The organism is Bacteroides sp. An19 (assembly GCF_002160215.1).
GTDB lineage: Bacteria > Bacteroidota > Bacteroidia > Bacteroidales > Bacteroidaceae > Phocaeicola > Phocaeicola intestinalis.
On record NZ_NFKD01000108.1, the window covers coordinates 1 to 6,642 of the forward strand.

Sequence of the window (6,642 nt, forward strand, 5' to 3'; positions counted from 1 at the left end):
GACTATTTCAAGCCCCAACGGGAAAATGTAAACAGTTGGATACAAGACCTTATCGATGCGCTGGAGGAAGGTGATACAGACAAGCTGCATAAGCTGTTCACCTCCTTCCTTGCCGACATTCCCTACACCATGCGTCGCAAACAGGACGAGAGGGAAAGGGAGCGTTATTTCCATTATACGTTCTACCTGATATTCCGCCTGGTCAGCGTCTACACGGTCTATACCGAAAAGGAACAGAGCGAAGGACGGGTGGACTGCATCGTAGAGACACCCGATTACGTCTATATTTTCGAATTCAAGTTGGACGGTTCGGCAGATGAGTCATTACGCCAAATCGAAGAAAAAGGCTATGCCCGTCCGTATGCTTCCGACAGGCGGCCTATCTATAAAATAGGTGCCAGTTTTTCCTCGCAGACCGGAACCATTGACGACTGGAAGATTCAAGGCTAATCTTCCAGCCGGAACTCTGCCATTAACTGTCTTGAATTTATCGCCCAAAGCACACACGAAAACGGATACATCAAGCCAAGAACAACTTTTTGTAGAAATTCAAAATAAAATAAATAGGAAACAGGAATGCAACAGGCTTCGTAGTCCTTTGCTTCCCAGTCCTCGCATAATCCTAATAGGCAAGGACTGCAGTCCTATATCTACTAGGACTGCAGTCCTGACACTGTAAGACAGTAGTCCTATGCTATTGGGACTGGACATGCAGTGTAGCTTTGTAGAAAAGTCAATGTAGCTTTGTAGAAAAGGTTGACTACTTTATACCTTATTCGCAGTATGGGTTGACTCGTATTATTACTATTCATGCACAGGGTTAACCCTGTTTTATTTTCTTTTTTCTCTGCATATAGTATAATCGAGCGACATTCAAAAGCAGAAAAGGAGGTTCGCATAAATGAATCGCTATCTTCACAGAAATGTCACACGTGATAGAAAAATCGGTCACACACCGATAAAAATTCGTCAATTTTAAGCGGCTGCTAAAAAATGAACTGTATTTCTTGTTAGGGATTGCGGTTTTTTGCATACTTTAGACAGTGTTTTTTTAATGTCATACGTTATGAAAACACACAAAATGAAAATGCTGCTTATGCTACTAAGCGTGCTGGTTTCCTGCCTCGACGGAATCGCACAAACCGTTTCCCGCATTTCGGGGACGGTGGTGGAATATAAAGACGATGCCGCACTGCCTGTACCTTCCGCTACCGTTTCCTTGTGGAGGACAGATTCTACCTTGGTAAACAATACGACAAGCGACCTGAAAGGGAAATTCCAATTAAAGGATATAGCCGGAGGCGATTATTTTCTGAAAGTGTCTTGCATCGGTTACGCCCCGGCTTATGTGGCGCTCAAGGGATTGAAAGACAAGCTGGACATGGGCATTATAGAATTGGTTCCGGAAGCTGCCGCATTGGATGAAGTAGCGGTAGAAGCCAATTCCATCGTGCGGAAGATAGACCGCATGGTAGTATATCCTTCGGCTGATGCCGTAAAACATTCGTATGACCCTTATGACCTGATAGCCAACCTGATGATTCCCCGTTTGCATGTCAATCAGTTCAATAAGGCTTTGGAGACGGATGGGGGTTCCGTACAAATCCGTATCAATGGAGTAAAAGCGACCCAAGCCGAATACCTTGCCATTCCTGCAGAAGACATCAAGCGCATTGAGGTGGTAGATAATCCCGGCATGAGGTATGGCGACACGGGTATAGGTATGGTAGTAGACCTGATTGTAAAAAGAAGGGAGATAGGCGGCACAGTGTATGCCAAAATCATGTCGTGCCCTTACCAGCTTCATTTAGACCCCACATTCAGCCTTAAGCTCAATCATAAGAAATCGCAATGGGGGGTCTATTATTCCAGTACATTCCGAGATGCAAAGAAATCTTATTTCGATACCGATGAATCTTTCTATTTAGGAGACAGGGTTATCCATCGCATTAAGGAGGGGCTGTATGCACCCTATAGAAACGCATGGCATAACATCGACCTTACTTATAACCTGTACGATGTGGACAATTATACCCTGAATGTAGCATTCCACAATTCGTTATACAATGTCCCTTATGGTGACAGCCGCAGCCGTATGTACGATGCCGGCAATCCGGACTATATCATCTCGCATACGCAAAGCGACAGCCACAGCTATACGCCTTCGCTGCCCCACCAAAAATCACCCCCAAAAATCACCTGACCTTATCGAATGTTTTTCATTTCAGTTTTTGCTTAGTTAGAATCTTTTTCGTAACTTGCCATCGTTTTTCAGTCATATCAGATAAATACGATGTTATTACTTTTTAGTTTAAAAAGCATTAATGACATAACATCATTATGGTTGTGCACTGATTCTAACATTTATAAAAGCTTATAATATTATTTTCTAATTAAATTAAAACAAACTCTCAGTAAATGCTTATACAAAATCAATTAGCTGATATTATTTACAAAAAATTATCAAACTTAAAATTAGAGTCCCTGCCCTTCGGATTAAAAAATGGCAAAGTAGGATTAGCTTTATTTTTGGCACTCTATTCAGAGTATTTCCATAACTTGCATGCACGCAATTTGGCTGAGAAAATATTAGAATTACTTATTAATGATAAAAAAATATCTTCTGATACTCTTCTTGAGGGGAAATTAGGATTGGCGTGGGCACTACTATATCTTAATCGGAAAGAGATTATAGATAATTGGGCTATTACTTCTAGTGGAATTGTAAACAGCATTTATAAAGAATTTAACATGCGGTATTTTGCTTCACCAATACCCGTTATCAATGACAAATTATTCTCGGTCGGAATCTTCTTACAAATGAAACTTTCAACAGAAGATTCTCTCGAAAATTATTATGTGTGTGAAAAACTCATCAATTTAGTCGATGAATGCGAACGCCTACTTACCCAAAGCATAGATTATGCTTATACACCCGAAGAATTATCTCTTCCTATGTTACATTCTTTGCAGTACTTTTTACAAGAATGTATTCACAAAAAAATCTCCACCTATAAAGCATTGAGTCTATTGACAATAATTGAAAAAAGATATGCTCAACTTATAGATATACCTATACATCATAAAACCATTTTTCATTTTCTTCATAATGAGGGGAAAACGTCACATATACCTTTAATGAATCCTATAGAATCATTTAAATTCATAGGAGAAATAGGCTTTTATAGCTTACTATACGCGAAACCACAACTTTTCCATAATACACTACGCAGTATTGTTTCCCAACACCCCAATTTTATTCAAGCCACTTCTTGTTTAATTACTAATCAAGAGTTGCCATTGACTACGCTTTTAGGTTGGGGATATGGCTTATTACTCAATGAAAAACCTGATAACTGTAGAAAACAGACATTGTTTCAACAAACAAATTTAAAGATTATTACCTTAGGAGAAAACATAATTGAGAAACAAGACTCTTCAAAGGAATCAGGCAAAAAGTGCGAATTGATTGATATGTCATTTTTAACATTTTGCATTCCAGTACGCATTGACTCAACCTATCGATTGCAGAATTTAACAAGCATCTTATCATTCTATTCCCGCTATATTCGAACAAACTATCTTATATTGGAAGCAGACAGCAAACAACACATAAAATCTTTACCACCCATAGATGGATTACATTATATGTTCGTATCTGATACAAATCCCATTTTTCACCGAACGCATTACATCAATCAAATGCTGCGTACTGCCATGACACCTTTTGCAGCAATTTGGGACACTGACGCAATTTCACCTGTCAATCAATTGCAACAAGCTTATGATTACTTATTAAAACATGAAAGCGTCATGGTATATCCTTATGATGGGTGTTTTTGGCAAGTCAATTATGCCTATACAAAGTTATTTCATGAAAAGAAACAGATTGAAATCTTTCAAAGTGATTATATGCCTCGGATCTATATGGCAGGTTATCATTCAGTTGGCGGAGCCTTTTTAGTTAATATAGAGGCTTATTGGTCATGTGGAGGAGAGAATGAACATTTTGCCGGCTGGGGACCAGAAGATGTAGAACGGTATCATAGGTTAGAAATTTTAGGCAAGCGACCCATACGAATTGCAGGTCCACTTTATCATCTGTACCACACGAGAGGAATAAATAGCGGCGACTTTGAACAAAATTTAGCGATGGGCACCAAACGGGAATATATCCGTATATGCGCTATGATGCCAAATGAGTTACGCTCTTATATCCAAACATGGGCATGGACTAATGAAACTAAACATAAATAATTATGAAACACGCTTTGTTGATACTTTGCCATACAGAACCGAAACAAGTAGAACATCTGCTGCGTTTCTTTGACGAAGACTTTGACTGCTATATACATCTTGACCGGAAAGCTAAAATAGAGCCGGGAAAATGGATATGGTTGAAAACGATTAAAAGTAAAGTGCGTTTTTATAGTAAATATAAAATCCGTTGGGGTGGTTTCAGCATCTTAAAAACTGAACTTTTTTTGTTGAACGAAATTGTAAAAAGCGGACAGCAATATGATTATGTACACTTTTTAAGCGGTCAAGATTATCCAATCAAGAATTTAAATCATATTAAAAAATTCTTTGAAGAACACAAAGGAAAAGAATTTATTGAATATGTAGACTTGCCCTACAAGCAATGGGAGCAAGGTACATATAAACGTTTCCAATATTACTATTTAAATGACTGGATAGATTATCAAACACTTTGTGGATGTAAACTGATTGATAACTTAATTTGTTGGCAACACAAATCAGGCATGAAACGAAGGATTCCCGATCAATTTGACAAACTATACGGAGGTTCAAATTGGATGTCACTTACCGGAGAATGTGCTGCTTATATTATTCATAATCAACAACAATATAAATCTTTTTATAATCGCTTGAAATACACTTTTGCTCCAGATGAAGTTTATTTTCACACGCTTATTTTGAACTCATCTTTTGCTGCTTCTGTTAAAAATGACAGTTTGCGATATATATCTTGGGTACAAAATTTTTCTTCACCAACAATATTAACAGAACGGGATTGGTGGAATATCGTTACTACTGATTGCCTGTTTGCCCGAAAGTTTGATTGGCAGATTTCTGCACAACTCATATTCCTTATAAAAAAATATATTCAAACAAAAGATACTGTTTCTATTACAACTCACGGGTACTGGCAAAGCGCGAGTTACGCCGGACACTATTATGACAACGGCTTAGCTAAAGGATTGATAAAGTTGCTGCCTTTCATGAATGTGAAGACTATAGCCGACTTGGGTTGTGGACCAGGTTGGTATGTCGCTTTATTCCGGCGCAACGGATATGATGCAAACGGTTACGATGGCAATCCCAATGTAGAAGAAATGTCAGCACCGCTTTTTGGAAACGGATTCTACTGCCAATGCGTTGACCTTACAGATGAATTGGAGGCAGAAGAGCCTTTTGATTTAATCTTTAGCTTGGAAGTGGGAGAACATATTCCAGCTCAATGGGAAGATATTTATTTAACCAATCTTACACGAAATGCTGTTCGTTATGTTCTATTGAGTTGGGCAATAGAAGGACAAACTGGTGATGGACACGTTAATTGCCGTCCTAATTCATACATCATAAATAAAATGAAAGAACAAGGGTTCGCAGTAAACACCCCAGTCAGTAACTATCTCAGAAAATATGCCGATTCTTGGTGGTTAAAACATACGATAATGCTTTTTGAACGGATATGAAAAAATATGTTTTATTACTTTCAGCTCACTGGATAGACAATTTTCTGATAGAAAAATATTTCCGCCTAAAACAAGCTTTTGCTGATTATGGAGATACATTTATTTTACTAAATTGGGAAAACGAACAAATGCCTTTTTTTGAAAATAAAGACATCGCTTACTTGTCATTTTCAGTAGAAGACCTTAACGGACTGGAATATAATCCACTATGCGAAACACTCGTTCCTGGAAGCAGCCACTTCGCCCTTTTATGGTTTTACCGCCTTCACCCTCATTATGAATATTATTGGAATATCGAATATGATGTAGAATTTACTGGGAACTGGCGATTGCTATTTGACGCATTTTATAATAAGAAAGCTGATTTCATTGCCAGCCACATTGAATATTTCAACGAAAATCCCAATTGGTATTGGTGGAATAGTTATCAAGGAACAACCCTGCATGTCCCTTTGCAAAAACGAATCCGCTCTTTCAATCCTATCTACCGCATATCAAGACAAGCCTTATGTTTTATGCATTCTTTTCAAAAATCCGGCAATTGCGGACACTATGAGCTTTTGCTTCCTACCGCATTACTTTATTCAGGCTTTTCTCTCTTGGATTTTGGAGGAAAAGGTCAATTCACATTAAGAGGATACGAAGAACGGTTTTATTACGTTGACGCTTGTCCTGAAGCACCATTTCATTTAGGGACAATGCGTCATAAACCGAACTTTAAATATGATGCGTTATTAAATATTCAGAACAAATTATTTCATCCTGTCAAACGTGAATCAGACGAATTTTATGATATCCTATAAAATGAATGTCCGCAATTAGCCAATTCGACTGAGTTGAAAATGCAGTAGTACTGCGTTTGCCGATGCAGTATATATTCGTAGGCGGATGCAGTATATATTCAACCGCGAATGCAGTATAT

General features: G+C 38.2%; 5 protein-coding genes. All 5 read left to right on the plus strand.

Features of this window, described 5'->3' with window-relative positions; all coding sequences use genetic code 11:
• On the plus strand, positions 1–450 hold a 450-nt coding region (locus B5F25_RS20355; protein ID WP_206423572.1), incomplete at its 5' end, for a PD-(D/E)XK nuclease domain-containing protein.
• A 616-nt stretch (positions 451–1,066) separates the two neighbouring features.
• Positions 1,067–2,203 carry a TonB-dependent receptor gene (locus B5F25_RS20365; protein ID WP_162614467.1) on the plus strand — a complete coding sequence of 379 codons (1,137 nt, stop codon included), beginning with the start codon at positions 1,067–1,069 and terminating at the stop codon, positions 2,201–2,203.
• A 215-nt stretch (positions 2,204–2,418) separates the two neighbouring features.
• Positions 2,419–4,257 carry a galactosyltransferase-related protein gene (locus B5F25_RS20370; protein WP_087251690.1) on the plus strand — a complete coding sequence of 613 codons (1,839 nt, stop codon included), beginning with the start codon at positions 2,419–2,421 and terminating at the stop codon, positions 4,255–4,257.
• A 2-nt stretch (positions 4,258–4,259) separates the two neighbouring features.
• A complete protein-coding gene (locus B5F25_RS20375; RefSeq protein ID WP_087251691.1) occupies positions 4,260–5,720 on the plus strand; it encodes a beta-1,6-N-acetylglucosaminyltransferase in 1,461 nt (486 codons plus the stop codon).
• Positions 5,717–6,523: a DUF3405 domain-containing protein gene (locus tag B5F25_RS20380; RefSeq protein ID WP_087251692.1), complete on the plus strand. Its 807-nt coding sequence runs from the start codon at positions 5,717–5,719 to the stop codon at positions 6,521–6,523. Before B5F25_RS20375 ends, B5F25_RS20380 begins: the two co-directional genes overlap by 4 nt.
• Positions 6,524–6,642 lie beyond the last annotated feature (119 nt).